Source organism: Priestia sp. P5 (assembly GCF_029522155.1).
Taxonomy (GTDB): Bacteria; Bacillota; Bacilli; order Bacillales; family Bacillaceae_H; genus Priestia; species Priestia megaterium_E.
On the sequence record NZ_JAKWFJ010000001.1, the window covers coordinates 2,025,273 to 2,050,314 of the forward strand.

Here is a 25,042-nt window from a genome sequence, read left to right on the forward strand (position 1 = left end):
AAATATGCTGTTTTATCGCTATTTTTGTCCATTTCATTCCAAAAACTCTTGTAGACGCTTGCTTTACAGTAAAATGGTAAAAAAGAGCAAAAACAAGGAGTGAACAGAATGGAGAACGTTTGCAGTCGAATTAAACATGAAGCACTACAGAATCGCGTTGTCTCTGCTGAAGAAGCAGCGTCTTGGATTCAAGATGGAATGACTCTTGGTCTAAGCGGTTTTACACGCGCGGGGGATGTCAAAGCTGTACCGTTTGCGCTAGCGAAACGAGCGGAAACAGAACCGATAAAAGTAAGCGTGTATACCGGTGCTTCACTTGGGTCAGATGTGGATAAGCTATTTGCAGAAAAAGGCATGTTAAATAAACGCCTGCCGTTTCAAGCGGACCCGACGATGCGTAAAAAAATTAATGAAGGTGAATTTCAGTTTATTGACCAGCATTTATCGCATACTTCTGAATGGGTGCGTTCAGGCGTGTTAGATTCAATAGATTTCGCTATTTTGGAAGCGGTTTCTATCACGGATGACGGAATGATGATTCCAACAACGTCCATTGGCAATTCGATGGTGTTTGCCGAGCATGCAAAATCGATTATTATTGAAATTAACACAGCGCAGCCAGAGCTGTTAGAAGGCATTCACGATTTGTATGATCCAGGCGCTCAAGGACAGCGGGATGCAATTCCTTTGAAAAAATCTGATGACCGGATTGGTTCGTTAGGCATACCAATTGATTTAGATAAAGTAAAAGGTATTGTGTTTACAAATCAGCTAGATTCACCGTCTACGATTGTAGCACCTGACGAAGAAACGGTTGTAATGGCTCAAAATTTGATTTCATTTTTACGCCAAGAAATTAAAGAAGGACGATTAACTGAATCGCTTGCTCCTTTACAATCTGGAATTGGATCTGTGGCAAATGCCGTTTTCCACGGTTTGTTAGATTCGGAGTTTCATGATTTAGAAGTATATTCCGAAGTATTGCAGGACGCCGTGTTTGATTTATTTGACGCAGGAAAAGTTACGTTTGCTTCCTGCTGCTCGATTACGCTTTCAGCGGATAAAATGGAACAAGTTTTCTCTAATTTTGAAACCTATCGAGATAAACTCATTCTTCGTCCGCAGGAAATTTCAAACCATCCCGAAATCATTCGTCGTTTAGGGCTGATTTCAATTAATACCGCGCTAGAACTAGATATTTACGGAAACGTTAATTCAACGCATGTGATGGGAACAAAAATGATGAACGGAATCGGAGGTTCAGGGGATTTTGCCCGAAACGCGCGCCTTGGTATTTTTGTAACAAAATCCATCGCTAAAAACGGTGATATTTCAAGCGTAGTGCCGTTTGTTTCACACGTTGATCATACGGAACACGATGTGGATGTAATTGTAACAGAGCAAGGATATGCAGACTTACGCGGACTTGCTCCAAGAGAACGGGCAAAGCGCATTATTGAAAATTGTGCACATCCAATGTACCGCGACCAGCTTATGGCGTATTACGAAGAAGCGCTCACGCGAGGCGGCCAAACACCGCACGTTCTTGAAAAAGCCTTTTCTTTTCATACGTCTTATCAAAAAAATGGAACGATGAGAGAAACCGTAGCACAAACAAATTAAAAAAACGCTTTGTCTCATGAGGAGACAAGGCGTTTTTCCACTGAGTAAGAAACTTGTGTTTGTTATCTCGTTGAATTACGATGAAAGGGAATACATAAAGAAAACGAGGTAACTTATCTATGAAAGCATTAGTATTTGAAAGATTTGGAGGACCTGACGTTCTTCACTATCAAGATATACCGAACCCCTCTATTGGACCAACAGATGTACTAGTAAGAACAAAAGCAATTGGACTTAATTTTGCCGATGTGTACCGAAGAAAAGGGAACTATCACTTAACGGGTACACCTCCGTATATTTTAGGATATGAAGGAGCAGGTGTGGTAGAAGAAGTAGGAGCAGAAGTAAGTCACGTTAACGTAGGAGACCGCATTGCTTTTGCTGACGTTCCTTTTGCAAATGCAGAGCTTGTTGCCGTGCTACAAGATAAAATAATTGCTGTACCTGACGATATTTCGTTTGATGCAGCTGCTTCTGTGCTTTTGCAAGGGTTAACGGCTCACTATTTAACACAAGACAGCTACAGCATTCAGCCCGGCGATTATGTACTTGTTCACGCAGCTGCTGGAGGCGTAGGTCAGCTTTTAGTTCAAATTGCCAAGCTATTAGGCGGACAAGTCATTGGCTTAACGTCATCTTCTGAAAAAGCAAAAGCAGCGGCTCAAGCAGGCGCTGACTATGTCTTTTTATACGAAGATAACTGGGTGGAACAAGTGAAAGAAGTAACGAAGCGAGGCGCAGATGTTGCCTACGAATCTGTAGGAGTTACGCTAGAAAAAAGCTTTGAAGCCGTAAAAACAGGGGGAACCGTGGTATTTTACGGAATGGCAGGAGGCGATCCGGCCCCGGTCGACCCGCGTATGCTGATGGACACCTCTAAAACGCTTACAGGCGGAGACTTATGGAACGTGCTTGTGTCATATGAAGAACGTAAAGTACGTTCACAGCAGCTGTTTGAGTGGATCAGTAAAGGTCAGCTTGTGCTAACCGATCCCGTGGTGTTTGATTTAAAAGACGGAGCAAAAGCACATGAGCTGCTTGAAAGCCGGAAAAGTACAGGGAAAATTTTGTTAAGACCGTAAAAGAAAGGCCCTTTAGTGAAGGGCTTTTTTCTGTTAGTAAAGGAGAAACTAAGGAGCTGTCTAATATATATAGTAGATAAGTAGAGTGAAAGAGGTGAAGGTAGATGAAACATGCATTGATTACAGCGGGTCATAAAGGTATTGGCAAGAAGGTAACAGAACAGTTTTTAAAAAAGCAGTATTCCGTTACCGTCCATTTTCGCAGTGATAAAAATAAAGTGCGAGAACTGCAGGAAGAATGGCATCAATATAGTGATAACGTACAGTTTTTAGAAGGAGATATAACAAACAAAGCAGATATTGAACACGTCGTTGCGCAGGCTATGGAGCGATTTGGACGTATTGATGTTTTAATTAATAATGCAGGTCCGTATGTATTTGAAAGAAAAAAATTAATAGAGTACACAGACAGTGAATGGTATGAAATGCTGGAAGGGAATTTAAGCTCCGTTTTTCACTTTGTAAAAGCGGTTGTTCCTATTATGAAAAAGCAGCAGTTTGGACGGATTATTACATACGGTTTTCAAGATGTAGAGCACACCCCTGGATGGATGTACCGCGCGGCTTTTAGTGCCGCTAAGTCAGGGCTAGCTTCTCTGACCAAATCGCTTGCTCTAGAAGTAGCCGAATACGGGATTACGGCCAATATGGTCTGTCCCGGAGATATTGTAGGGGACATGAAAGAAAGTGATATTATAAAAGCAAGATTACTAGAAGACAAGGAAACGCCTGTGGGCCGATCAGGTACGGGAGAAGACATTGCGCGTATTATTGAGTTTCTTTGCGATGAAAACTCAGATATGATTACAGGCAGCATTATATCCGCTTCGGGTGGAGTAGATGTTGTTCATAAAAGTAAAAAAACAAGCCCCTGACGTTGGTGCAGGGGCTTGTACGTTACAGCAGCGATTCTCCGCCGTCAATAAACATTTCACTTCCGGTAATATGTTTGGACGCGTCAGAAGCTAAAAAGAAAATTAAGTCTGCTACTTCTTCGGGCTTAGCCGAGCGTTTAGCAAGCGGCTGATTGCCATTTGGATATTCAATTGGAATCGCCACTTCTTTTAATTTGTCTTCTTGACGGAATGTATTGCTTTCAATATTTGTATCAACTGCTCCCGGACAAATGACGTTTACCCGTATTCCGTATGTAGAAAGTTCAAGAGCTGCCATTTTGCCGAAAGCCATTTGGCCAGCCTTTGAGGAACTGTATGCGCTCATGCCGATATTTGAAAATGTACGGTTGCCGTTAATCGAGCTAGTAATAATAATGCTTCCTCCCTGAGCTTTCAAATAAGGAATAGAATGCTTCACAGTTAAAAAAGTACTTGTTAAATTTGTATCAATCGTTTTTGTCCAATCTTCTGGTGATAGTTCTTCAATAGAAGAGAACGTACCGTTGATGCCTGCGTTAATAGAAACAATATGTAATTGACTCCATAAGCTGCTAATCGTTTCGATACTCTCTTTTATACTTTCAGAGTCAGAGACGTCTGTTTTAATGGCTATACACTCTCCGCCGCTCGACATGATGGTCTCTTTTACTTCTTGTAATTTTTCTTCGTCTAAATCTAAAAGAGCCACGCGCGCTCCTTGTTCAGCTAATGTAATGGCTGAAGCGCGTCCAATTCCAGACGCCGCTCCCGTCACGAGCGCAACTTTTCCAGTTAATGCAATCATTTGGAACCCCTCCATATAAAAATGTTGTTTCCTTTCTTTAACCTATACGGAGGAAATAAAAACCTCTTTTAAAATATTTGTATTTAAATTTGCTAAAAGATGCCAAAAGGAAAAGAGAAAACAGCGGCGAATTATTAATATGACGCCAGAACATGAAAAAGCTAATGTCAAATGGGCTTACTTGAGTAGCTAAAGATATACCCTGTCTTTTCAGAAGAATGTTTATATAAAATTTTACATCAGAGGGACTTGCAAATCGTTCCTTGAAAGCTTACACTAGTAAAGCACAGAAAAAGGACGGTGTTTTATGAAGAAGAAAAATAATGTGATTCCATTCCCGCAAAGAAGGGAAGCGGCTGCTTATGTTCCCGCTTCTATTAGCTTAGATAAGGATATTGTGGAATTTTTAGAAATTATGAATTTTGAAGATCGCAATGATTTTTTAAACGAAATGATTGATTCATTTTTTAAATATGTAAAAGGTGAAGAAGACGAAGTAAGATAAAAGGTAACGTAAAGACATCCAAAGAGATGTTTTTTATTTTGTGACCAATTGCTTAAAAGGTATGCTTAAGCCTCGTATAGTTATTTATGGTATAGTATACATTAGATACTATCTAGCAGGTGCAAATGCGAGGAGTGATAAGATGAGTGGATTTAAAAAAGACATTCGTGCCGGATTTGAAGAACCACACTCACTAGAACAATTAAAGCATGAAATGGAGCAAAGCCTGTGGAATTTAAGAAAAGATTTGCGAAATGAAAATCGCTCGGAAACGGAAATGGCAATGATTAAAATTTCGCTGCTGTCACTATTTGAGGAACAAGCAAATAAATTGAGTAAAACTGAGCTTTCTGACTACCTTGCCGATTACCACAAAAGAGTCGAGCAGTTATTCGACAGGTATAGCTATAAATAAGACAAGCATCCTTGCGGGGATGCTTGTTTTTATTTGAGCAAAATTCGCTTGTATTCGCTGCGCTTCAGAGGTTTGGATACATACCCGTCAGCTTCTAGCTGATAAATAATGGTGGCAGCTGCATACACGCTAAAGGCATGATCAAGACCAAAGTAGTCTTGCAAAGCGGCGACGCTCACTTCCTCTTGAAAGATTTTACTGCGATTCGATAAGACAATAGGATAGACGTTTTTAACGATTTGCTTTGAAATTTCGAGTGTTAACATATTAAATCCCTCCCGTGTGAGTGTACATAACTAAAGGTATTCAGCACGGTGTACATTCATGAAAAAGGGAGCGATTACATTTTTAAAAGATAAAGAAAAGAGGAGTAAATGCCTATAAAATCAGATATTTTATCACTTTGTGGAACTTGTTTGAGAAGCTCAGTATTTTAGTGTATGACAAACATTTTCAAAAGTTCTATGGAATTATTAGGAGCAATTTAACCAAATCCACATATCTTAAAGTATAGCAAATGGAGGTGAAACACATGGGATACTACGGAGGTTACGGATACGGTTGTGGTTATGGCGGCGGTGGCTGCGGCGGCGGTTTCGCTTTAATCATTGTACTTTTCATCTTATTAATCATCATCGGCGCTTCTTGCTTCGGCGGCGGCTGGTGCTAATTATTAAAAAATGAGGACGATGCAACATCCACACTTTATTTCTTCAACTATTTCTTCCACAAAAGGTCTCTTCGGAATGAAGAGACTCTTTTAGTTTACTATTTATAATAACGTGTACAAACTACATGTTAAAAAAATTTATGCGTAGCTCTACATAAAAAAAAGACTCTGACTGAAATCAGAGTCTTTTTACTACTTATGCTTTTTGAACGTTAGCAGCTTGAGGTCCGCGTTGACCTTCTTCAACGTCGAATGTTACAGCTTGACCTTCGTCTAAAGATTTGAATCCTTCGCTTTGGATTGCTGAGAAATGTACGAATACATCGTCGCCGTTTTCGCGCTCGATAAATCCGAAACCTTTTTCTGCGTTAAACCATTTTACTGTACCTTTTTCCATGAATGTTGCCTCCTCGTGTGCTATGCACACATTGTATTACTATCCTTGCTCATGATCAAAATCTTTAAGACGAAAGTATTCACCTATCGATTGTTGCCGAACAAAAATAATTCTTCTTATAGAATAGCAAAAGATAATGATAATTGCAAGGAATGAAGAAAATTTAACGAAGATGTTGTCTTCCTTTAACGAAAGAAAACGAAAATTATACGGCTGAAAATAAGTAAGAAAGAGCGTATCAGGTCACACTATCTCTATATATAAGAAGAAAGGGGTAGTCATATGTTTAAACAAAAAGCTGGAGAAAAACTGATTGAACTGCTAATTGAATGGGGCGTTGATCATATTTACGGCATGCCAGGAGACTCCATTAATTCAATTATTGAACCGCTTCGCAAAGCCCAGGATAAAATTAAATTTATTCAAGTAAGGCATGAAGAAGCGGGAGCTCTCGCAGCAGCTGCATATGCGAAGCTAACGGGTAAAATCGGTGTATGTACGGCTATTGCCGGACCGGGAGCAATTCATTTACTAAATGGCTTATATGATGCCAAATTAGACAAAGCGCCCGTTTTAGCACTTACGGGGCAAGTAGAATCAGATCTCATCGGCAGCGATGCGTTTCAAGAAATTAATTTAGAGAGAATGTTCGATGATGTGGCTGTATATAACCAGCGAGTCATGTCCGCTGAGCAGCTTCCGACTGTTGTTAATCAAGCGATTCGAACAGCGTATGCTAAAAAAGGTGTGGCTGTGCTAACCATTCCCGATGATATTCCTCGTTTCGAAGTTGGATCAGAAGCACGAGAAACATCAAGCATCATTGTCAAGCAAGACATTTTCCCCCATAGAGAAGATCTTGAAAAAGCAAAAGATTTGATTGGTAAAGCGGAAAGTCCGGTTATCCTAGCCGGTCGAGGCACACATGAAATGAGAGAAGAGCTGCTTGCATTTGCAGAAAAAATCGCAGCACCGATTGTTCTTACGCTTCCTGGAAAAGGCGCAATACCGGATGAACATCCATATTGTCTCGGAGGACTTGGATTAATCGGGACAAAGCCAGCGTATGAAGCGATGCAAGAAGCGGATACGCTCATCATGATTGGGACATCTTATCCGTTTACAGGATTTTTGCCAGACCATGCGAAAACGATTCATATTGATATTGATCCTGCACAAATTGGCAAAAGATATCCTGTAGATGCAGGGCTTGCAGGAGAAGCGAAAGCAACGGTTCAGTGGTTTTTAGAAAACGTTGGCCGCTCAGAGCATCGCCAGTTTTTAGAGCAAAGTCAAGAACGTATGAAAAAGTGGTGGAATCAGCTTGATACCCAAGAAGCCAAAGAAAGTGTACCTATCAAGCCTCAGCGAGTGATTCGAGCGCTTCAGCACGTAGCGGATGATAACGCGGTCTTGTCTGTAGATGTAGGAAACGTCACAGTATGGATGGCGCGTCATTTTCGGATGACAAATCAGCAGTTTGTGATTTCAAGCTGGTTAGCCACTCTCGGATGCGGGCTGCCGGGCGGAATTGCTGGAAAAATTGCTTATCCCGAGAAGCAGGTGTTTGCGGTGTGTGGAGACGGCGGCTTTGCGATGACAATGGCTGACTTTATTACAGCTGTTAAATACAATCTTCCGCTAGTCGTAGTGCTATTTAATAATCATAAAATCGGCATGATTAAATTTGAACAAGAAGTAATGGGAAATGCTGAATTTGGGACAGATTTAACAAACCCGAATTTTGCTAGGTATGCAGATATCTGCGGAGGTGTTGGCTACCGAGTAGAAAAGGAAGACGAGCTGTTGCCGGCTTTTGAAAGTGCAGTTAGACAGAATAAACCGTGTATTATCGATGTAATCGTTGATGCAAACGAAGCGCCTATGCCAGCAAAAATAACGCTTGGGCAAGCAACAGGGTATGCCAAGCACATGGTGAAAGAATTGTTTCAAGAAGGCAAGCTAGATTTACCTCCTTTATAAAAAATAGGCTGTGACGAAAGTAGTTTAGTTGAAGAAAGATCCGAACGATGAATCGAGATTCTTGATGGAGAATCAACTTCGTTTGGGTTTTTTTTATTGGCATGGTGAATGTAGTTTTCATGTATTTCGTTGCTTCTAGCAGTTGATTGGAGAGCAAGGCGAAGACTCCTGCGGGAAAAGCGGAATAGGTGAGACCCCGCAGGAGCGTATGCGACGAGGAGGCTCACCGGCCGCCCGCGGAAAGCGAAGTCTTGCACGGAAATCAAATGCGGTGTACCAAGCAACCCATATGAGCTCATGTATCCCATTTGTTCGTCTTCAGATTGGACTGGTGTGGTTATGTCTCAATCTCTTTTTCATGGTGAAATTCATTCGATATGATTAACTATAAAATTATTATGTAAACTAAAATACCTAAAAATGAAAAATAGCTACTATTATAATTTTTGATAAAGTGGATGAGCAAAAAAATACCGAATTGGATGGTCTTTTTTTATAAAACTTCTTTAAGATAAGAGAGATAAAGGATAAACTACTAATAAGAAAGTTTAAATGTAAGGACTGACGCCGCATGAACTGGAAACCAGATCGCGCTAGCAAAAAAGCGATTTATAAACAAATTGCAGAATATATTGAAAGCTGTATTTCATCGGGAGCGTTTCCGCCGGATTCTATGCTGCCATCAGAACGAACGCTTGCTGCTGAGCTAAACGTGAACAGAAGCACGGTAGTAGCTGCTTATGAAGAACTGCAGGCACTTGGAATCGTAGAACGTAAAAAAGGAAGCGGCACGCGAGTTAGTTCGAGCATCTGGGGAATTTCCCGTAAACGTATTCCAAACTGGGGGAGATATGTAGAAGACGGTTCATTTTTGCCTAATTTACCGCTCGTACAGCGAATAAGAAGCGAAGCTTTGCGAACAGATTTTGTAAACTTAGCCAGCGGAGAATTAGCTCCTAGCTTATTTCCAAGTGAAGATTTTCAGCGAATATTAGCGGGCATGCCGTTTAATGAGCATTTAGGCTATGATCATCCTCACGGCAATGAACGTCTGCGTGACGCTATTGCTGCTCATGTTCATGAGTACCGGAAAATCTCCACCGATGCTAATTCCATTTTAATTACATCAGGTGCACAGCAAGCACTTCATTTGATTGTGCAGTGTTTGTTAAAACCAGGAGATGCAGTAGCGATTGAAGATCCGTCCTATAGCTATTCACTGCCGCTTTTTCAATCAGCAGGTTTACGAACGTTTTTGCTGCCTGTAGATAAAAATGGAGCCAATCCGGACGACTTAGTAGAATTACATAAAAAGCATCGCATTCGTATGGTTTTTTTAAATCCGTATTATCAAAACCCGACCGGTATTGTGTTATCAGAAGCGCGTCGAAAGCGGTTTTTAGAGCTTTCTTCAGAATACGGCATTCCGCTTATTGAAGATGATCCTTATTCACTCACGGCATTTGACGGAAATGTACATCAAACGCTGAAATCGATGGACGAGAACGGAAATGTCCTCTATATCAGCTCGCTTTCTAAAATTGTGGCATCGGGCCTTCGAATTGGCTGGATAGTAGGGCCAGAGCAAGTGATTCAGCGCCTGGCAGACGCTAAGCAGCAAATTGACTTTGGCCACAGCATCTTTCCGCAGTGGATTGCTTATCAATTCTTAGATTCTCCTACGTTTTCTTCTCATATTGAAAAGCTTAGACAAGAGCTCAAAAAGCAAGAGTATGCCCTGTCGTCGAGTCTGAACGAATTGCTCGGATCGAAAGTATCTTTCGATTCGCCTCAAGGCGGGATTCACTTATGGTGCAAAGTGAATCAGCCGGTCGATGACTATCGTCTATTGGAAGAATCGCTTAAAAGAGGAGTGGCTTTTGTCCCAGGAAGCGTGCTGAGTTCTCAAAGCGGAGCTATTCGCTTTACGTTTGGCAGAGGGAAAGAAGAGGTCATTCGAGAAGGAATTAAACGATTTGCGAGCGCCCTAGAGAGTCTGGAATAGCTATAAACATAAGTAAACGTGCCGGATAAAAGTTTTATTTTATTATTTCGTATAGATTGTTATGATCTTGTGCTATACTAAGAGTACCATTAACTTTACTTCTGTATTTGTACCGACTGGCCCTGTTGAAAAACAGGGCTTTTTTATGTTTGTACACAAAAAAACAGATCCTTTAAAGGATCTGTTTCTAATATGTTGTGTTTCTTATGCTTTTTGAACGTTAGCAGCTTGAGGTCCGCGTTGACCTTGTTCTACGTCAAATGTTACAGCTTGACCTTCGTCTAAAGATTTGAAGCCTTCGCTTTGGATTGCTGAGAAGTGTACGAATACATCGTCTCCACCTTCGCGCTCGATGAATCCAAAACCTTTTTCTGCGTTAAACCATTTTACTTTACCTTGTTCCATAATTGTTGCCTCCTCGTGCGGACTCGCACATTGTGGTACTATTCTTGCTCAAATCTAAAGACGAAAAGTGACAATACTCATACATCCCCACCGAACAAAAATAATTCTCTTACATCTTAGCAGAAATTTCCTATGTTTGCAAGCGCTTTATTTAAAAACCATTCGTATTTTTTAGACAAGTTTTTTATAAATCATGTCTAAAAAATGTCACATTTTGAACATTATAGAAAGGCTATTCTTTGTATTCGCTTTTACTGTAGTTATATAATAATGAAAATATGCTTTTTCTAAAGATAGACGACAAGCATAAGAAACGTACATACTGAGTGCTGAAATGGAGTGGTAAAGATGAAGGTGGGTTTAATTGGTTTAGGGAATATGGGATTACCGATGGCGGAAAATATGATAGAGGCGGGTCATGAGCTTGTTATTTATAACCGCACTGCTTCGAAGGCGGAAAGTCTTGTGAAAAAAGGAGCAAAGGTTGTGGAGACACCTGCTCAAGCAGCACAAGAAGCGAATCTTGTCTTTACGATTCTTTCAAATGACGAGGCTTTAGAAGAAGTAACGCTTTCAGAAGCCGGTGTACTTGCAGGCCTTCAAGAAGGTGGTATTCACGTCTCTGTGAGTACTATTAGCGTAGATTTATCCGAAAAATTAACAAGCGCACATGCTGCATCAGGACAGCATTTTGTTGCAGCGACTGTTTTAGGTCGCCCCGACGCAGCAGCAGCTGCAGCTCTCAAAGTAATAGTTGCAGGTAATAAAGAAGCAAGAGAGCACGCTTGGCCGCTGTTTGAAGCGATTGGTCAAACTATTTTCACTGTAGGAGACGAGCCTTACTTATCAAATGTAGCTAAGCTTGGCAATAATTTTTTATTAGTATCGATGTTAGAAGCTGTTTCTGAAGCAGTAGTCATGGTAGAACAGTATGGCATGCAAGCGGAAGAGTTTCTTGAAGTGGTTAATAGCTTATTTGCATCTCCTGTGTATAAAAATTACGGCAATTTAATTGCTAAAAGAGCCTTTGATCCAGCTGGATTTAAGCTGGAGCTTGGACTAAAAGATGTAAACTTGGCTATTGATGCAGCCAAAAAAGTGTCCGCTCCGCTTCCGTTAGGAGAGCTTGTGAAAGGTCATTATGAACAAGGAATTGAAAATGGCTGGGGTCATTTAGACTGGTCCGCTTTACTAAAAACAGTTGAAGCTCTAAAAAAAGGTAACTAAAAAGACGAAAAGGAGTGCAGCCAGTGAAAGCGAAAGGAAAGTGGGTATGGATTGTATCCTTGATTTCGATTATTTCGTGTCTGCTGTTTGCAGCAGGGCTTGGAATGTCTATTTATGATTATGTTAGCGCCTCAAAAGCTACTGTAAAAGAAATGCCAAAGCCAAAGCAAGAAACAAGCAGCAGTAACAAAAGTACAAAGAATTATACGATTGTCGCTTTAGGAGATTCACTGACAAGAGGAACAGGAGATGCAGCGGGAAAAGGATACGTTGGATATTTAAAAGATAATCTTGAAGAAAAAACGAAGAAGAAAATTCTCTTAAGTAACTTTGGAATAAAAGGTCAAACGTCTTCGCAGCTGGCAAGTCAAGTAAAGCAGCAGGAAATTCAGCGGCAGATTAAGTCTGCAGATACCGTGTTGATTACCATTGGAGGAAATGACTTATTTCAAGGCGGACAAACGCTGCAGAACTTAAATAAAAACAATATTCAAAAGCTAGAAAATGACTATTTAAAAAACGTAGACAGCATTTTAAAAAGCATCCGGTCGGCAAATAAAGACGCAACAATTTTTTTAATTGGTTTATACAATCCGTTTAGCAACCTGCAAGATGCAAAAACGACAACGGCTATTGTACGAGAATGGAATTACAAAAGCAGTGAATTAAGTGCTAATTATAAGCAAACTGTTTTTGTTCCGACCTTTGATTTGTTTCAGCTAAAGGTAGATGACTACTTATATACTGATAAGTTTCATCCTAATGCAAAAGGCTACAAGCTGATTGCAGAGCGTGTAGCATCGCTTATTACGTGGTAAGGGAGGGAATGATATGAGTGAAGTAACGCTTTCAGTAAAAGGACTGAAAAAAGTAATAGGAAAACGAGAAATTATCAAAAATATTGATTTTGAACTAAAAAGAGGCGAAGTGTTCGGCTTTTTAGGACCCAATGGAGCCGGTAAAACGACAACGATTCGAATGCTTGTCGGCTTAATTCGCCCGACCGCTGGTTCCATTTATATTTGTGGATACAGCGTATCGAAGCAGTTTACAAAAGCGATGGAGCATATCGGCTGTATTGTTGAAAATCCTGAGCTGTATCCATACTTAAGCGGCTGGGAAAATCTGCAGCACTTTTCACGCATGATTCCTTCTATGACAGAAGAACGCATTCATGAAGTGGTGGAATTAGTTGGCTTGCAAGAGCGTATCCACGATTTAGTTCGCACGTATTCGTTAGGTATGAGGCAGCGTTTAGGAATTGCGCAAGCGCTTCTCGGAAAACCAAAAGTGCTTATTTTAGATGAGCCAACAAACGGACTAGACCCTTCTGGGATTCGGGATATGCGTAAATTTATTCGCTTTTTAGCTGAAAGTGAAGGTCTAAGCGTCTTAGTATCGAGTCATTTACTGAGCGAGATTCAGCTAATGTGTGATCGAGTAGCGATTATCGCAAAAGGAGAAGTTATTCACACAGAATCGGTGAAGACCCTGTTAACTCAGCAAGAGCGTTTACTGTGGAAGCTAGATCCGCAGCCTGCAGGAATAGACGTTTTAAAACAAGTGACGGACTTTGTGCAAGTGCAGGGGGAGTACGTCACGACGTTTTATGAAGAAGCTGAAGTGGGAGAGTGGAACAAACAGCTCATTGCAGCAGGAGTAACGGTAAAAGAAATGAATCGAAAGCTTCCAACTCTTGAAGATTTATTTATCGAAATGACAGGAGGCGAATCGATTGATTAGTTTGGTTCAAAATGAAATGATCAAGCTCGTTCGAAAAAAGCGCCTGTTAATCGTTACGCTTATCATGGGAGTTTTGATTTCCATGTTTACCTATGCTCAGCTTCGCGAAACACAGCGCCTTCAAGAAAAGCTAGGAACGACCGATTGGCGCAGTACGCTGCAGCAAGAAATTATCGATACGCAAAACCGGCTGAGCGGAAGCCAAATTTCAGATGATTGGCGCAAGCAGCTTGAAATTCGCGTGGCGCAGCAGCAGTATTATTTAGATAATGATATCAATCCTTCGGAACCAGGGGCACCAACGTTTGTGCGAGGGTTCATTGAAAACGCCATTCAGCTTTTGCTGCCGCTAATGATTATGATTATTGCAGCGGATTTAGTGTCTTCAGAATACAGCTTGGGATCCATCAAGGTACTGTTGACGAGGCCTGTGAAACGGTGGAAAATTCTGCTTAGTAAATACATCACGCTCGTCATGTCCGTCTCGTTTTTAATTTTAATGTTTGGCGTTTTGTCGTATCTCATTTCTGGCGTTGTATTTGGATTTAAAGGCTGGACAGCGCCTATTCTTACGGGATTTAGCGTGCAGGGCAATGATTTGAATACAGCGGACGTTCATTTAATTTCGCAGTGGAGATATATTTTAATGGAGTTTGGCCTTGCTTGGTTTGTATCCCTGGTGGTTGGAACGCTTGCTTTTATGCTGTCCGTTTTAATTAAAAGTACAGCTGCGGGTATGGGTGTGATGCTTGCTTGTTTGATTGCAGGTACGATTTTAAGCAGCATGGTTTCTTCGTGGAATTCAGCTAAGTACTTGTTTATGGTCAATTTAAATTTAACTTCTTATCTGCAAGGCACAGCTCCTCCAATTGAAGGAATGACATTAGGGTTTTCCTTGGGTGTTTTAACCATTTGGGGACTTGCCGGGCTGCTCGTGTCTTTTCTGGTATTTACCAAAAAAGACGTGTACTAATTCCGTATAAGTTGACGATAATTAGGAACGTGCGTTATGATTGTGTTAACAAAAAATGCTGTTTTGCTCAAAGGGGAGTAGCTCTTGCAGTAAAGTCGTCATTTCGAGATTATTATCTCCGGCTTTATTGACAATGCAAATTGTTAGCGAGACCTTTGCCAATGTTGCCATTGGTAAAGGTCTGGATACAAACACCTTTACCACATGTGGTAAAGGTGTTTTTTGTTAGTTCAAAATGAGAGAGGAGCTTAAAAATGTCAAAACTATCGAGACTGTTAAAAAGCCCCGCTGTAAAAAAAGGAATAAAAAAAGCTGTACCCATTATTATGAAAGAGTTAAAAAAACGAAAATCGAAAAGAAGATAGCAGAAAAAAATAAGAAGGGTTGAGTGCTAAGTGAAAAAGTGGATGCTAGTCATATCAACTGCTGTTCTTTTTATGGTCGGCGGCTGTTCTTTTCTTGAAGATACAAGCAGTACGCTGAACTACGCAAACGATGCAAAAGATTACGTGAGTGAAGCACAAAAGTTTGCTGAAGAAATACCGCCTCTAGCGGAAAAGGCTGTTAATGACGATGAGGCAATAAAAAAGCTAGAGCAAAAGCTGCAGGAAATGAAAGGAAAAGCTGAAGAATTTAATCAAACAAAAGCTCCTGACATCGCTTCTGATGTGCACGATCAGCTTGTTCAACAAAACGAAAAAATCATTAGTGGAATTGAAGCGTATGAAGCCAATATAAAGGATGGCAGCTTCAATCCAGAAGCGCTAAAAAACAGTGAATTGTTTCAATCAATTCAAGATGTATCAAGTATTATGAAACAAATTAAAGAATTAGGTCAGTAAGAAAACGCGGCTGAGAAAAAAGTATGTTAACTAAAGAACATCCGAACGATGAATCAAGATTCTTGATGGAGAATCAACTTCGTTCGGATTTTTTATTTGTAGGGTGAACGTAGGTTTCATGTGTATAGATGCTTTAGCTTGGATTGATGTAGTTATCTCTTATGACTCAACCTCATTTTTTTCGTTATAAATGTAAAATTATATAAATATATCTATTTATTAGAAGGCAAAAACCTTCTCTTTCTTTTTTATATCTACGAAATTTTGTTAGAAGCTGTGACAAACTTAATGTCTGCTTTTCATATCCTATGTATAGTACATATATACACACCGCTTGAAATAAATTTTTTTTGAATTAAAAGAGGGCGTGGGAACGTTGATGTATTAGGTAATAAGACTCATTTAAAAAGGAGGGTTCATCCAATTAATAAAAACTATAGTCCTTTGTTTTAAAGAGAGAAAGTAAAAAAATTTTTTCGGTTTACAAAAAGTTAATAAAACGCATACAAATCGTTTACTAAAAAATCAAAAAATTTACATCCTTTATAAATCTTTTCTGCTATACTATTTTTGAACAGTTGCTAGATTTATAGCGATGATAACTTACTTGAAAGGTGAATGGTAGATGAAAAAGAACAAAAGTAGTAAAACGAAAAAAATCCTATCCACATCACTGGCACTTTCTCTATTATCAATGCCTCTTTTAACTACACAGGCAGGAGCGGAAGAACGTCACCCTGGACAAAGCTCACAGCAAAGCAAGCATCAAGGCCACAATAAAAAAGATGCGCTTGTGAACATACGCCTGATGGAAACAACCGATGTTCATACGAATCTATTAAACTATGATTATTTCAAAGACGCCCCTTATGAAAAAGTAGGTTTAGCTAAAACCGCTACTTTAATCAAAAATGCTCGAAAAGAAGTAAAAAACAGCTTATTAGTAGATAACGGAGACCTCATTCAAGGAACTCCTCTAGGCACGTATAAAGCTAAGATTGACCCGCTGAAAAAAGGCGAAGTTCATCCTGTATTTAAAGCAATGAATCAGCTGGATTATGATATTGCAACACTTGGAAATCATGAGTTCAACTATGGATTAGACTTCTTAACAGAAGCGTATAACGACGCGAACTTTCCTTACATAAATGCCAATGTTTACGTTGATGATCATGACAACAACCCGAAAAATGACAAAAATAAATTTACGCCGTATAAAATTATGAATAAAAAAGTCGTTGATGAAAACGGTAAGAAACGAACGATTAAAGTTGGTTTCATTGGCTTTGTGCCTCCTCAAATTAACGATTGGGATAAAGCAAACCTTGATGGAAAAGTCATTACAAAAGGCATTGTAGAAACAGCCAATAAGTACATTCCAGAAATGAAGAAAAAAGGTGCGGACGTAGTTGTCGCGATGGCTCACTCTGGGTTTAGCAGCAACAAGCAAAACACGGAAGATGTCATTTACTCATTAAGTGAAGTAAAAGGCATTGATGCTATTACGTTTTCACACACCCATAAAGTCTTCCCTGCTAAAACGGAAGCTTCGCTAGACGGTTTGTTCCTCGGAACAGATAAAAAACCTCTTCCTGGCGTTGATAATGCAAAAGGAACAATCAACGGCGTTCCGGCTGTTCAAGCAGGTTACGGCGGAGGGTCACTTGGCTTAATTGACCTAACGTTAAAAGAAGAAAAAGGAAAGTGGAAAGTAGTAAGCTCTCAATCGTCCACGCGTGAAACGTATAAAGACGTAAAAGACGCGTCAGGAAAAACGGTTACGCAAAGTACGGTAGAACCGGATAAAGGTGTTGTTAAAGCGGTTCAAAAAGATCACGATGCAACGGTTAAATATGTGAACACACCAATTGGTAAAACGACGGATGATATTCACAGCTATTTTTCTCTTGTGCAAGATGATCCATCTATTCAAGTGGTAACAAACGCACAAAAAGATTACGTAGAAAAATATGTTTCTCAAAACAAGCCGGAATATAAAGACCTGCCGATTTTATCAGTGGGAGCACCTTTTAAAGCAGGAAGAAACGGCGTTGATGAATATACGGAAATTAAAAAAGGGGATTTAACGATCCGAAGCGCTGGCGACCTGTATCTATATGACAACACGTTAAAAGCGGTTAAAGTAAAAGGTTCTGTTGTAAAAGACTGGATTGATATGTCTGCGGGTAAGTTTAATCAAATTACACCGAACAAAACAGAAGAGCAGGAATTATTAAACCCAAGCTTCCCTGTTTATAATTTTGACGTCATTGACGGCGTTCAATACCAAATCGACGTGACAAAACCAGCAAAATACGATGTGAATGGAAACGTGATTCACGCAGATTCAAGCCGAGTTGTTAACTTAACGTATAACGGTAAACCAGTTGACCCGAATCAAGAGTTTATCGTTGTGACAAATAACTACCGAGCTGGCGGAGGCGGAAACTTCCCTGGTCTAAAAGGAAGCGAGCTTGTAGTTGATTCAGCGGATGAAAACCGTCAAATTCTAATGGACTACATCACCGAACAAAAAGAAATTACGCCTACAGCTGACGATAACTGGTCCATTGCACCAATTAACGGAACGGCTAACGTGACGTTCACAAGCTCACCGCGCGGAGAAAGCTATTTAACTGAAGGAAGCAACATTACGTATACAAATAAAACGGACGACAAAGGATTCGGCATTTACAAAATTAATTTAAACGGCGAATCAAAAGATAATACGAAGATTCAGCTGTTGGGCATGAACGACCTGCACGGTCAGCTCGATACAGATACACAAATTAAGTCAAATGGCCAAACGCTGTTAGCTGGAAATATGAAATATACAGCAGCGGCTATTCGTAAACAAGAAGCTGAAAATCCAAATACGCTTTTAGTTCATGCTGGAGATATGATTGGCGGAAGCCCGTTAGTTTCAGCGCTGTTTCAAGACGAGCCAACGGTCGAAGTGATGGAATCGCTTGGATTTGATGTAGGGACGCTTGGAAATCATGAGTTTGATGAAGGTATTGCTGAGCTTCACCGTATGATTGAAGGTGGAGATCATCCAAAAGGAACAGAAGGATACGACGGCATGAATTTTCCGGTGATAGCGGCAAATGCTTATGATAGGTCAACTAATAAATTAATTACAGAACCTTATGCAATAAAAGAAGTAGGCGGTAAAAAAATCGGCTTCATCGGCGTTGTAACACAAGAAACGCCAAGCATGATCGTTCGTAAAGGAAATGAAAACTTAGAAATTACGGACGAAGCAAAAGCGATTGATAAATATACGGCAGAGTTGAAAAAGCAAGGTATTAAAGCCATTGTGGTACTTGCTCATAATCCATCTAATCAAAATGGAACTTCTACCGAGTTTGATGCAGCAGATATCGCTAAAAAAGTTGACGATGAAGTTGACGTGATCTTTTCAGCTCACAATCACGTATACAATAACAAAGTAGTAGATAACAAACTAATTGTTCAAGCTTATTCATACGGTTCAGCGTTTTCTGATGTAGATGTTGAAATTGATAATACGGGTGACATTGTGAAAAAAGATGCAAAAATTGTGACTGTATATCAAAAAGACTATACGCCAGATCCTGAAGTTTCAAAGATTATGCAAAAATATGAAGACTTAGCGGCACCTATTAAAGCAGAAGTGGTTGGGAAGTCATCTACTGATTTAGCAAAAGGCTATCCGTCTAGCGGGCCAACAGGCGATATCGCGCTTGGAAACTTAATTGCTGACGGTATGAAAGCAGAAATGAACGCTGACTTTGCGTTAATGAATGGCGGAGGCGTTCGTTCACAGCTTGATGCAGGTGACGTGACATACGGCGATTTATTTGCGATTCAGCCGTTTGGCAACGTCTTAAATAAAGTAAAGCTAAGCGGAGCGGATTTAGAAACGGTGCTGAATAACCAAATTACCTCATCCGGACTCGACTTTCATGTTGCAGGCTTTAACTATACGTGGGACAGTAGTACTAATAAAGTAGTCGATATCACGCTTCCAGATGGAAGTAAAATTGACAAAGAAAAAGAATACACGGTAGTAGTGAATAACTATATGTACGGAAATGAAAAATATGGTATTGGCGCACTTTCTTCAGATATGGAAGTGGGACCAGAAGATTTACAAGCAACGGTAAACTATATTAAAACACTTGAGAGCCCGTTTGAATACAAAGCTGAAGGCCGTATTCGAAACGTGGCAGATGCTAAAACAGCTGAACAGCAAGAACCTGCTTTGAAAATAGCTCAATAAGCCAAAAAAGACTGTCTCATAACTCGGATTTCCAGTTTAGAGACAGTCTTTTTTAGTAGATTATCTTCACTTTCAAACTTTAAATCAATTAATTTATGTCACAACAGACCCCTTAATTTTTGAAACAATCACCAGATTGTGGTATTCTTTCCTTGGAAAGAAGATTTACGTAAACGTTAAAAGTGGTATGAAAATTTCACTATTTTTTCATTTATCTGAGCTATGATATAGAGCTATATAGAACCTGAAATAGAATATGTTCGTTACAGTAAAGGAGTAAATAAAAGTGGCTATTAATCTACAAAAAGGTCAAAAAATTGATTTAACAAAAGGAAGAGAAGGCCTATCTTCTATTACAGTTGGATTAGGATGGGATCCTGTAAAAAAACGCAGCTTTTTTGGCTTCGGAGGAAACGGACCAAGTATCGACTGTGATGCATCTGTTCTTATGCTAAATTCAAACGATAAGCTTGTAAGTAACTCAGCTGTTGTGTATTTTGGAAATCGTCACAGTAACTGCGGGAGCGTTAAGCATTCAGGCGATAACCTTACCGGAGCAGGTGAAGGAGACGATGAACAAATTTTTGTTGATTTAAAAAAGGTTCCTGGAAACGTACATAAACTTGTGTTTGTGGTCAACATCTATCAGTGTGTTGAGCGAAACCAAGATTTCGGTATGATTAAAAATGCGTTTATTCGCGTTGTAGACAGCGCTAAAAACGAAGAGCTTGTCTACTTTAATCTATCTGAAGATCATTCAGGAGCAACCGCTCTATTTGCAGGTGAAATTTACCGAGACGGGAATGAATGGAAGTTTTCAGCAACTGGAGATGCAACGAGAGATACTGGATTAGGAGAAATTGCAAATAAATATACAAAATAAACAACTTGAAAAGAGGGAAACGAAATGGCTATTAATCTTTCAAAAGGACAAAAAGTAGATTTAACAAAAACGAATCCAGGATTAACAAACGTAGTAGTAGGCCTTGGATGGGATGTAAATAAGTATGACGGTGGAAACGATTTTGATTTAGATTCATCTGTCTTTTTATTAAACGGAGCGGGAAAATGCGCTTCAGAATCTGATTTTATTTTTTACAACAATACGACGGGTGCAAACGGAGCGGTTGAGCATACCGGAGATAACCGTACAGGCGTAGGTGAAGGAGACGATGAGCAGGTTCAAGTAGATTTGAAAAATGTGCCTCAATCTATTGAACGTATTGCGTTTACCATTACGATCCATGAAGGGGAAGCACGCGGTCAAAACTTTGGCCAAGTAAGCAACGCCTACGTTCGTATTTTAAATGCAACAAATGACGAAGAGTTAATTCGTTATGATTTAGGTGAAGACTTCTCGATCGAAACAGCGGTCGTGGTAGGCGAGCTGTATCGACACGGTGGAGAATGGAAGTTCAATGCTATTGGCAGCGGCTATCAAGGCGGCTTAGCGGCACTTGTAAACGACTTTGGTTTAAACGCCTAATCATTAAAGTAAGAAAATGTACGGAGGATGTTTTTATGTCAATTTCTTTATCAAAAGGTCAGCGCATTGACCTAACCAAAACGAACCCAGGCTTAACAAAAGTAATAGTAGGTCTTGGGTGGGATACAAATAAATATGCTGGGTCTCAGGACTTCGATTTAGATGCATGTGCATTTTTAGCCAATAAATCAAGCCAAGTTGTAAATGACGAAGAGTTTGTTTTTTACAACAATTTAAAAAGTCCAAACGGAGCTGTGGAGCATACCGGTGACAACCGTACAGGTGCAGGAGATGGAGACGATGAGCAAATCGCCGTTGATTTTTCTCTTCTTCCTGACCACGTTGAAAAAATCGGAATTAGCGTCACCATTCACGATGCAGATACTCGCGGACAAAACTTTGGACAAGTATCCAATGCGTTTGTTCGTCTTATTGACGCCGAAACAAATGAAGAAGTGCTTCGTTATGATTTAGGCGAAGATTTTTCAATCGAAACAGCTGTTGTGGTGTGTGAGCTATACAAGCACGGAAACGACTGGAAATTTAATGCCATTGGCAGCGGTTTTTCTGGCGGATTGGCCGATCTTTGCCGCAACTACGGGTTATCCGTATAAAAAAGGCATGCGATAAATGAAAAAGAAAGGGTGCTTTAACGAGTACCCTTTCTTTTTAGCATGTATATGTCTGAAAAGAAAGGAGCTGTAAGGTGTGAGTAAATTAATTGATCCTCATATGATTAATCTTAACGAGCAGGATGGAACTTCTCTTTTTTCTAAAGATGTTTCTCTGCGAGGTGACTTTGTACAAAATGAGCAGCAAACTACCTATAAACAAGTGGCAGGCAGATATTTAGGCACTCATCTTGATGCGGACGAGTACGCAGCTTTTCTTTATGAACTTGCGCATTCATCACCATCAATTATTGTCTTGCAAGATAAGCTTGATAAGTCCATTTCTAATGATAGATTAAAAGAAGTACAAACGATCCTTAAAATTAATCAAGAAGAGCGCGGCCTTTCTGTCAATCGGCTATTTGCTTTTTTAGAAGGAAAAAAGCTGATCGTGAAGTCAGAAAATCCCGCTATACATAGGAGAGTACGTGAAAAATTCATTGAAACGTTAACGTGTTTTAAAGAACAGCACGCAGAGGGCTTTATGGACGGGCATTTTCAACGCGTATTAATCGATTTAATAAAGTGGCAGTGGAATAATCTAACACCTTGGCTGCTGGATAAAGCATTTCCAGAGCACGCGCCTCGCATCATGTGGTACGGAGATGCAAATAAAAGCGAGCAGTATTTTCTCTATTATTTAATTTTACTAGGCTTTGACGTCCTTACCTTTCATCCAGAAGGAAAAGATAATTTAAAAGAAGTAGATAAAAATCAGCATTTAACAACGGTTTATACGTTTTCTTCTACTAGCTCGCTTGTACCTTTTCCAAAAGATAAACCGGTTCGAAAAGGTACGGTAGCATTTAGAGCGTCTCAAGAAATTGAGCAAGTGCTTCATTCAGAGGAGTCCATGCTGTATAAACCGTGGCAATTTCGTTCGTATTTTCCAACTTCAGTTACTCTCAAAACGACGTATGATGAAATCTTTTTATTAATGAGAGAACGGGCGTTTATTCGTCCTAATTTTGAAGTGTCAAAGCCATATGTACACGTGCCGGTCTTGTTTTCAAAAGTACTTGGTATTTCTAAAAACCGAAAAGAGTACTGGAGTAAAGTGCATGAGCTCATGCAAACGGAAAATGAGTTAGCTCTGACGATTGATTCTGTTCCTTTTGCCAAAAAAATAGAAGGAAATAATCACTTTCACTATCAAGGAGCTCTCGGAAGTGATGGCACGCTCAGTCCTGATAAAATGATTGAAAGCAACTGGTGGCGCTATAAAGAGTTGCCTATCGGGCTTCAGCAAGGGCTAGCTGCAGCTATTTCCAGGTACTGTGCACATTCAAAGCTTCTTCGGTTAGATCATGAAGATGCGTATCAGCATCAAATGTACTTGTTTAATCAGTCTTTGAAGCTTCCAAACAACGTGCTTCGCATGCTTCAAAAGTTTGATTATACGCAGCATGTACCCCGTCTCATTATTTATCATGGAAATGAACGAGAAGCGTTTACGCGTGAAGATGCAGCTTTACTGCTTCTATTAAATGAATTCGGCGTTGATATTGTTCTCTTTAATCCAACCGGTCAACTGGATATAGAAGCGTTCGTCGAAGAAAAGTATTTCGATATGCACTGGCTAGAAGATATTAGCTTTAATGAAGAATTCAAAGAGCCGTCGCTCATTCAAAAATGGTTAAAACGAATCTTTTAAAGAAAGAAGGGTTTTTAAATGGCAACAAATGAATTACAGCCTTTAGATTTAAATGAAGCCGAAGAAGTTTTAGAAACAAAGCCTAACGAAGTAAAAGCAAAACTGCGAGAAGAGCCAGAAGTACGTCGCTTGGCAGAACAAATTGATTATAAAAATCAGCTGGCTTTACTTGAGTATGGGAAAGAAACAGCTAATGAAATTTCCTCTTTTTCCGGAAAAGTGCTTAGTACAATTAAATCGTCTAGCATGGAAGAATCAAGTCAATTATTAAAGCAGCTTGGAAAGATTATGGATAAATTTGATGCAAAGGATTTTGTTGAAGATAAAGGGTTTTTCTCTAAGCTTTTTAAACGCGGTCAAAAAATAGTAGACAAGCTGTTTCAAAAATATGAGACGATGGGCTCTGAAATTGATAAAGTATATGTTGAAATCACAAAATATGAAACCGAAATGAAGCACTCAACCACAACACTTGAACAGCTTTACGAGCAAAACTATCAGTATTATATGGAGCTTGAAAAATACATTGTAGCGGGCGAAGTGAAAGTAGAAGAGTTAAAACAAGAGCTAAAGGTGCTTGAAGAAAGAGCGTCGAGTGGAAATCAGCTGGCGGCAATGGAGCTTCAAACCTTAAAAAATGCGGTTGAGCTGATGGAGCAGCGATTATATGATTTAGAAATGGCAAAACAAGTATCTTATCAATCTGCTCCTCAAATTCGCATGCTGCAGCGAGGAAATGCAAAGCTGATCGGAAAAATCAATTCTGCGTTTATTACAACGATTCCCATTTTTAAAAATGGACTCATTAACGCCATTGCAGCAAAGCGTCAAAATTTAGTAGCCGAGTCGATGAACGAATTAGACAAACGTACAAATGAACTGCTCATTCGAAATGCAGAAAATATTTCACAGCAAAGCGTTAAAATCGCTAAAATGTCCGGTGCCCCTAGCGTAAAAGTAGAAACGATGGAGCAAACGTGGAATATTATTATGAAAGGAATGCAGGAAACAAAAGCAATTGAAGAGGAAAATAAACGCCTTCGTGAAGAAGGACTTGTTCGCTTGGAGCAATTTCAAGAAAACTTCAAGGCGCTTGAACATAAGATGTAACGAAAAAGCGGGAATCTTTACGATTCCCGCTTTTTTTGCCTATACGTTTGCCGGAAGTCTTAACCATAAGCGATTAGCGAAAAGCGTGAAAGGGTATCAGATATAAAAGAAGTATTATCCAAAATAAGATAGTTATTTCCAGAAAGCGTTTGTACACTTTTATGCTTTTTTTCGAATTTGTTTAAACAATCTTTTATAATTTAAGTTAAAAACTTAAAAAAATTAATCTTTTTAAGTTTTTTTAGTGGTTTTTAGTTTTTCTTTGCGCTACAATTAGCTCATATTAAAGTAAAAAAGGAGGGTATTT

At 39.7% G+C, this 25,042-nt stretch carries 24 protein-coding genes; 20 read left to right on the forward strand and 4 right to left on the reverse strand.

All coding sequences use genetic code 11. From position 1 onward, the window contains the following. The first annotated feature begins 108 nt into the window (after positions 1-108). From MMB69_RS10965 to MMB69_RS10975, 3 genes are all read left to right on the forward strand, one after another. A complete protein-coding gene (locus MMB69_RS10965) occupies positions 109-1,623 on the forward strand; it encodes an acetyl-CoA hydrolase/transferase family protein (RefSeq protein ID WP_277447722.1) in 1,515 nt (504 codons plus the stop codon). Between the two features lie 119 nt (positions 1,624-1,742). Next, on the forward strand, positions 1,743-2,705 hold the full coding sequence (locus MMB69_RS10970; protein WP_264407695.1) for a quinone oxidoreductase family protein: 963 nt from the start codon (positions 1,743-1,745) through the stop codon (positions 2,703-2,705). Between the two features lie 104 nt (positions 2,706-2,809). Then, the gene (locus tag MMB69_RS10975; RefSeq protein WP_221784954.1) at positions 2,810-3,580 is read left to right on the forward strand and encodes an SDR family oxidoreductase; all 771 of its coding nucleotides are present in this window, start codon (positions 2,810-2,812) and stop codon (positions 3,578-3,580) included. 22 nt (positions 3,581-3,602) lie between these two features. On the opposite strand, the gene MMB69_RS10980 is transcribed toward MMB69_RS10975, so the two are convergent. After that, complete coding sequence (locus MMB69_RS10980) at positions 3,603-4,385, reverse strand: SDR family oxidoreductase (protein ID WP_025751605.1); 783 nt, start codon at positions 4,383-4,385, stop codon at positions 3,603-3,605. Between the two features lie 307 nt (positions 4,386-4,692). Here MMB69_RS10980 and MMB69_RS10985 point away from each other — a divergent pair, with 307 nt between their 5' ends. Further along, entirely contained in the window at positions 4,693-4,890 is a 198-nt protein-coding gene (locus MMB69_RS10985) for a hypothetical protein (protein ID WP_013057412.1), read from the forward strand. Positions 4,891-5,032: 142 nt separating this feature from the next. After that, positions 5,033-5,305 (forward strand): hypothetical protein, encoded by a 273-nt coding sequence (locus MMB69_RS10990; RefSeq protein ID WP_043983023.1) that lies wholly within the window; start codon positions 5,033-5,035, stop codon positions 5,303-5,305. A gap of 29 nt (positions 5,306-5,334) precedes the next feature. On the opposite strand, the gene MMB69_RS10995 is transcribed toward MMB69_RS10990, so the two are convergent. Next, on the reverse strand, positions 5,335-5,571 hold the full coding sequence (locus tag MMB69_RS10995; protein ID WP_014459745.1) for a hypothetical protein: 237 nt from the start codon (positions 5,569-5,571) through the stop codon (positions 5,335-5,337). Between the two features lie 266 nt (positions 5,572-5,837). Between MMB69_RS10995 and yjcZ the strand changes: the two genes are divergently transcribed. Then, positions 5,838-5,975, forward strand: a complete 138-nt coding sequence (yjcZ, locus tag MMB69_RS11000; protein WP_013057409.1) for a sporulation protein YjcZ — start codon at positions 5,838-5,840, stop codon at positions 5,973-5,975. A 196-nt stretch (positions 5,976-6,171) separates the two neighbouring features. Here the strand turns inward: yjcZ and MMB69_RS11005 are convergent, their stop codons facing one another. After that, positions 6,172-6,372: a cold-shock protein gene (locus MMB69_RS11005; RefSeq protein WP_013057408.1), complete on the reverse strand. Its 201-nt coding sequence runs from the start codon at positions 6,370-6,372 to the stop codon at positions 6,172-6,174. A 282-nt stretch (positions 6,373-6,654) separates the two neighbouring features. Between MMB69_RS11005 and MMB69_RS11010 the strand changes: the two genes are divergently transcribed. The 3 genes from MMB69_RS11010 to pdxR all read left to right on the forward strand — a co-directional run bounded on the left by MMB69_RS11010 (position 6,655) and on the right by pdxR (position 10,360). Continuing rightward, positions 6,655-8,355 (forward strand): pyruvate oxidase, encoded by a 1,701-nt coding sequence (locus MMB69_RS11010; RefSeq protein ID WP_048019148.1) that lies wholly within the window; start codon positions 6,655-6,657, stop codon positions 8,353-8,355. 142 nt (positions 8,356-8,497) lie between these two features. After that, positions 8,498-8,740, forward strand: a complete 243-nt coding sequence (locus tag MMB69_RS11015; RefSeq protein WP_257042364.1) for a hypothetical protein — start codon at positions 8,498-8,500, stop codon at positions 8,738-8,740. A 186-nt stretch (positions 8,741-8,926) separates the two neighbouring features. Further along, a complete protein-coding gene (pdxR, locus tag MMB69_RS11020) occupies positions 8,927-10,360 on the forward strand; it encodes a MocR-like pyridoxine biosynthesis transcription factor PdxR (protein ID WP_277447725.1) in 1,434 nt (477 codons plus the stop codon). A gap of 204 nt (positions 10,361-10,564) precedes the next feature. Here pdxR and MMB69_RS11025 read toward each other — a convergent pair whose 3' ends face one another. Continuing rightward, positions 10,565-10,765 (reverse strand): cold-shock protein, encoded by a 201-nt coding sequence (locus MMB69_RS11025; RefSeq protein WP_013057405.1) that lies wholly within the window; start codon positions 10,763-10,765, stop codon positions 10,565-10,567. Between the two features lie 348 nt (positions 10,766-11,113). Between MMB69_RS11025 and MMB69_RS11030 the strand changes: the two genes are divergently transcribed. The 11 genes from MMB69_RS11030 (at position 11,114) to MMB69_RS11080 (ending at position 24,735) form a co-directional block, all read left to right on the forward strand. Further along, positions 11,114-11,992, forward strand: a complete 879-nt coding sequence (locus MMB69_RS11030) for an NAD(P)-dependent oxidoreductase (RefSeq protein WP_277447727.1) — start codon at positions 11,114-11,116, stop codon at positions 11,990-11,992. A 23-nt stretch (positions 11,993-12,015) separates the two neighbouring features. Continuing rightward, positions 12,016-12,810, forward strand: coding sequence for an SGNH/GDSL hydrolase family protein (locus MMB69_RS11035; protein ID WP_221784957.1), 795 nt, complete (start codon positions 12,016-12,018; stop codon positions 12,808-12,810). A 13-nt stretch (positions 12,811-12,823) separates the two neighbouring features. Continuing rightward, positions 12,824-13,735 (forward strand): ABC transporter ATP-binding protein, encoded by a 912-nt coding sequence (locus tag MMB69_RS11040; RefSeq protein ID WP_098333044.1) that lies wholly within the window; start codon positions 12,824-12,826, stop codon positions 13,733-13,735. Further along, the gene (locus tag MMB69_RS11045; RefSeq protein WP_277447728.1) at positions 13,728-14,708 is read left to right on the forward strand and encodes an ABC transporter permease; all 981 of its coding nucleotides are present in this window, start codon (positions 13,728-13,730) and stop codon (positions 14,706-14,708) included. The genes MMB69_RS11040 and MMB69_RS11045 overlap by 8 nt, the downstream gene beginning before the upstream one ends. A 395-nt stretch (positions 14,709-15,103) precedes the next feature. Continuing rightward, complete coding sequence (locus tag MMB69_RS11050; protein ID WP_028408237.1) at positions 15,104-15,550, forward strand: DUF6376 family protein; 447 nt, start codon at positions 15,104-15,106, stop codon at positions 15,548-15,550. 625 nt (positions 15,551-16,175) lie between these two features. Further along, a complete protein-coding gene (locus tag MMB69_RS11055; protein ID WP_277447729.1) occupies positions 16,176-19,814 on the forward strand; it encodes a multifunctional 2',3'-cyclic-nucleotide 2'-phosphodiesterase/3'-nucleotidase/5'-nucleotidase in 3,639 nt (1,212 codons plus the stop codon). 286 nt (positions 19,815-20,100) lie between these two features. Beyond that, the gene (locus MMB69_RS11060) at positions 20,101-20,697 is read left to right on the forward strand and encodes a TerD family protein (protein ID WP_034651381.1); all 597 of its coding nucleotides are present in this window, start codon (positions 20,101-20,103) and stop codon (positions 20,695-20,697) included. 24 nt (positions 20,698-20,721) lie between these two features. Next, positions 20,722-21,300 carry a TerD family protein gene (locus MMB69_RS11065; protein WP_025751616.1) on the forward strand — a complete coding sequence of 193 codons (579 nt, stop codon included), beginning with the start codon at positions 20,722-20,724 and terminating at the stop codon, positions 21,298-21,300. Positions 21,301-21,335: 35 nt separating this feature from the next. Continuing rightward, complete coding sequence (locus tag MMB69_RS11070) at positions 21,336-21,914, forward strand: TerD family protein (protein ID WP_221784960.1); 579 nt, start codon at positions 21,336-21,338, stop codon at positions 21,912-21,914. Positions 21,915-22,008: 94 nt separating this feature from the next. Beyond that, positions 22,009-23,625: a YceG family protein gene (locus tag MMB69_RS11075; protein WP_277447730.1), complete on the forward strand. Its 1,617-nt coding sequence runs from the start codon at positions 22,009-22,011 to the stop codon at positions 23,623-23,625. Positions 23,626-23,643: 18 nt separating this feature from the next. After that, on the forward strand, positions 23,644-24,735 hold the full coding sequence (locus MMB69_RS11080) for a toxic anion resistance protein (RefSeq protein ID WP_264407674.1): 1,092 nt from the start codon (positions 23,644-23,646) through the stop codon (positions 24,733-24,735). Positions 24,736-25,042 lie beyond the last annotated feature (307 nt).

What these genes read in the sequence shown, in the direction of transcription:
- MMB69_RS10965 (WP_277447722.1), top strand. Translation starts at nt 109, where the DNA reads ATGGAGAACGTTTGCAGTCGAATTAAACATGAAGCACTACAGAATCGC.
- MMB69_RS10970 (WP_264407695.1), top strand. Translation starts at nt 1,743, where the DNA reads ATGAAAGCATTAGTATTTGAAAGATTTGGAGGACCTGACGTTCTTCAC.
- MMB69_RS10975 (WP_221784954.1), top strand. Translation starts at nt 2,810, where the DNA reads ATGAAACATGCATTGATTACAGCGGGTCATAAAGGTATTGGCAAGAAG.
- MMB69_RS10980 (WP_025751605.1), bottom strand. Translation starts at nt 4,385, where the DNA reads ATGATTGCATTAACTGGAAAAGTTGCGCTCGTGACGGGAGCGGCGTCT.
- MMB69_RS10985 (WP_013057412.1), top strand. Translation starts at nt 4,693, where the DNA reads ATGAAGAAGAAAAATAATGTGATTCCATTCCCGCAAAGAAGGGAAGCG.
- MMB69_RS10990 (WP_043983023.1), top strand. Translation starts at nt 5,033, where the DNA reads ATGAGTGGATTTAAAAAAGACATTCGTGCCGGATTTGAAGAACCACAC.
- MMB69_RS10995 (WP_014459745.1), bottom strand. Translation starts at nt 5,571, where the DNA reads ATGTTAACACTCGAAATTTCAAAGCAAATCGTTAAAAACGTCTATCCT.
- yjcZ (WP_013057409.1), top strand. Translation starts at nt 5,838, where the DNA reads ATGGGATACTACGGAGGTTACGGATACGGTTGTGGTTATGGCGGCGGT.
- MMB69_RS11005 (WP_013057408.1), bottom strand. Translation starts at nt 6,372, where the DNA reads ATGGAAAAAGGTACAGTAAAATGGTTTAACGCAGAAAAAGGTTTCGGA.
- MMB69_RS11010 (WP_048019148.1), top strand. Translation starts at nt 6,655, where the DNA reads ATGTTTAAACAAAAAGCTGGAGAAAAACTGATTGAACTGCTAATTGAA.
- pdxR (WP_277447725.1), top strand. Translation starts at nt 8,927, where the DNA reads ATGAACTGGAAACCAGATCGCGCTAGCAAAAAAGCGATTTATAAACAA.
- MMB69_RS11025 (WP_013057405.1), bottom strand. Translation starts at nt 10,765, where the DNA reads ATGGAACAAGGTAAAGTAAAATGGTTTAACGCAGAAAAAGGTTTTGGA.
- MMB69_RS11030 (WP_277447727.1), top strand. Translation starts at nt 11,114, where the DNA reads ATGAAGGTGGGTTTAATTGGTTTAGGGAATATGGGATTACCGATGGCG.
- MMB69_RS11040 (WP_098333044.1), top strand. Translation starts at nt 12,824, where the DNA reads ATGAGTGAAGTAACGCTTTCAGTAAAAGGACTGAAAAAAGTAATAGGA.
- MMB69_RS11055 (WP_277447729.1), top strand. Translation starts at nt 16,176, where the DNA reads ATGAAAAAGAACAAAAGTAGTAAAACGAAAAAAATCCTATCCACATCA.
- MMB69_RS11065 (WP_025751616.1), top strand. Translation starts at nt 20,722, where the DNA reads ATGGCTATTAATCTTTCAAAAGGACAAAAAGTAGATTTAACAAAAACG.
- MMB69_RS11070 (WP_221784960.1), top strand. Translation starts at nt 21,336, where the DNA reads ATGTCAATTTCTTTATCAAAAGGTCAGCGCATTGACCTAACCAAAACG.
- MMB69_RS11080 (WP_264407674.1), top strand. Translation starts at nt 23,644, where the DNA reads ATGGCAACAAATGAATTACAGCCTTTAGATTTAAATGAAGCCGAAGAA.